The sequence below is a fragment of the Variovorax sp. 20P10.2.4 genome (assembly GCF_058244205.1).
Genome location: NZ_JBZAYE010000865.1, coordinates 1 through 2,521, shown reverse-complemented (window position 1 = coordinate 2,521; position 2,521 = coordinate 1). Strand labels below are relative to the sequence as shown.

The following is a 2,521-nucleotide window of genomic DNA, read 5'->3' as shown; positions in this document are numbered from 1 at the left end:
GGACACTGCCAGCCTCACGGCAGGCTGGGCCAATGCCAACGCGCCGGTGGAATCGCACAACGGCGGCCAGACGCAGGTGACCATCGCGCAGACCGCGCCGCAGGCGATCCTCAACTGGGAGACCTTCAACGTTGGGCGCAACACCACGCTGAAGTTCGAGCAGCAGCCGAGCTGGGCCGTGCTCAACCGGGTCAACGATCCGCAGGCGCGGCCCTCGCAGATCCAGGGCCGGATCCAGGCCGACGGCACGGTGATGGTGGTCAACCGCAACGGCATCGTGTTCAGCGGCAGCAGCCAGGTCGACACGCGCAACCTGGTGGCCTCGGCCGTCGGCATGAGCGATGCGCAGTTCAAGAAGGGGCTGTACAGCGAGGCGCAGGGCACGAAGTTCGTTCCGAGCCTGGCCAACGACCTGCAGACCACGGCCAACAGCTTCAGCCATGGCGCGGCCACGGGCGACGTGGTGGTCGAGGCCGGCGCGCGCATCGCGACGCGCCGCCCCGAGACGGTGACCGAGGCCGGCGGCTACGTGCTGCTGGCCGGCCGCGAGGCGCACAACCACGGCCAGATCAGCACGCCCAACGGCCAGGTCATGCTGGCCGCGGGCGATGCCTTCGTGATCCGCAAGGGCCTGGGCACCGACGAGAACCAGGCCTCGACCACGCGCGGCAACACCATCACGCCGCTGCGCCTCGAGGGCAGCGCCGCCGGGCTGGTGCGCAACACCGGGCTGCTGCAGGCGGAGCAGGGCGACATCACGCTCACCGGCCGCGACGTGCGCCAGCAGGGCGTGGCGGTGTCGACCACCTCGGTCCACACGCGCGGCACGGTGCACCTGCTCAACGACACGGCCGACGCCGCGGGCAAGGTGACGCTCGAGGCCGGCAGCGTGACCGCGATCCTGCTCGACGAGAGCGCGACCACCGCGCTCGACGTGCAGCGCAACGCGATGATCAAGGACTCGGACAAGGCCGGCGACGGCGTGGCGCACCGGCGCGACCAGTCGCTGGTGCGCATCTCCAGCGGCGGCGAGGTCGAGTTCCTCGGCGATTCGCTCACGCTGGCCACCGGCGGCCAGGTGCTGGTCGACGCCGCCAGGCGCAGCAGCGTGCGCGAGGGCGCGCGCATCGACGTGGCGGGCGCGGTCGGCGTGCGCGTGGCGATGGAGGCCAACAACGTCGAGATCAACGTGCAGGGCAACGAGCAGCGCGACGCGCCGCGCAACCGCGACGGCCGCGCGCTGTTCAACAACAACATCTGGCTCGACCGCCGCTACCTGGTGCGCGTGCCCGCGGGCACCAACGGCTACGAGACCGACCGCTGGTACACGGCCGGCGGCCTGCTCGAGGTCGGCGGCTACCTCGGCATCGCGGGCCACGGCATCGGCGAATGGTCGGCGCAGGGCGGCACGGTGCAGTTCGGCGGCGGCGAGCTGCGCACGGACAAGGGCTCGAGCATCAACCTCGCGGGCGGCACGCTCGACGTGCAGACCGGCAAGATCCGCCAGACCTGGCTCAAGGGCTCGGACGGCCGGCTCTACGAAGCCTCGCGCGCGCCGGGCGACCTGCTCTACACCGGCCTGTACAAGGGCTTCGAATCGGAGCACAAGCGCTGGGGCGTGACCGACGCCTTCTACAACCCGCTGATCGGCGCCAAGGAACGGCTCGAGAACGGCTACACGGTGGGCCGCGACGCGGGCCGCCTCGTGGTGGCCACGGCCAAGGCGACGCTCGAGGGCGACATCGACACCAGCGCCTTCCAGGGCCAGGGCCAGACGCAGGCGCGCGACAAGTCCTTCGACGGCTACCGCCAGGCGCAGACCGCGGTGGCGCTGCGCGGGCAGCTGATCGTCGGCAAGCAGACGCCGGTCTACGACAAGGCGACCGAGGGCCTGCGCTACATGGAGGACGCGGTGGCGCAGCGCATCGCCATCGGCGGCGCGGCCGAGGAGGGGCAGGACCTCCACCTCGACGCCGGGTGGCTCGACGCGCTCGAACTCGGCGCGCTGCGCCTGCATGCCACCGACACCATCACGGTGCGCGAGGCGGTGCGCGTGGCACCGGGCGGCGACATCGCGCTGCATGCCACGCAAGTGCAGGTCGACGCGGGACTCGAAGCACGCGGCGGCAGCATCGCGCTGGGCAACGTGTTCCAGAAGTGGAGCGCCAGCCTCGGCTGGGTCGACCGCCTCGCGGCGCCGCTCAAGCCCGAGCTCGCGGCCGGCGTGAAGATCGCCGACAACGTGCTGCTCGATGCGCGCGGCCTGTGGTCCAACCTCGCGCTCGACCGCGCGGGCACGGCGGGCGTGCCCTTCGTGGCGGGCGGCAGCATCCGCGTGCAGTCGAGCGGCGACGTGGTGCTGTCGCAGGGCGCGGTGCTCGACACCTCGGCCGGCGCCATCTACCGCGCCGACCACAGCGTGCAGGGCGGCCGCGGCGGCGACATCGCGCTGGCCGCCAATGCCTACCAGGCCGGCACCGCGGGCCAGCCGGTCGGCGAACTGGTGCTCGGCGGCGCGCTG

The 2,521-nt window shown here is 72.3% G+C and carries 1 protein-coding gene; it reads left to right on the top strand.

What is annotated here, in order from left to right; genetic code table 11:
- Positions 1–2,521 (top strand): two-partner secretion domain-containing protein (locus AC27VN_RS38685; RefSeq protein WP_490880100.1); only part of this gene is annotated, 2,521 nt, incomplete at both ends.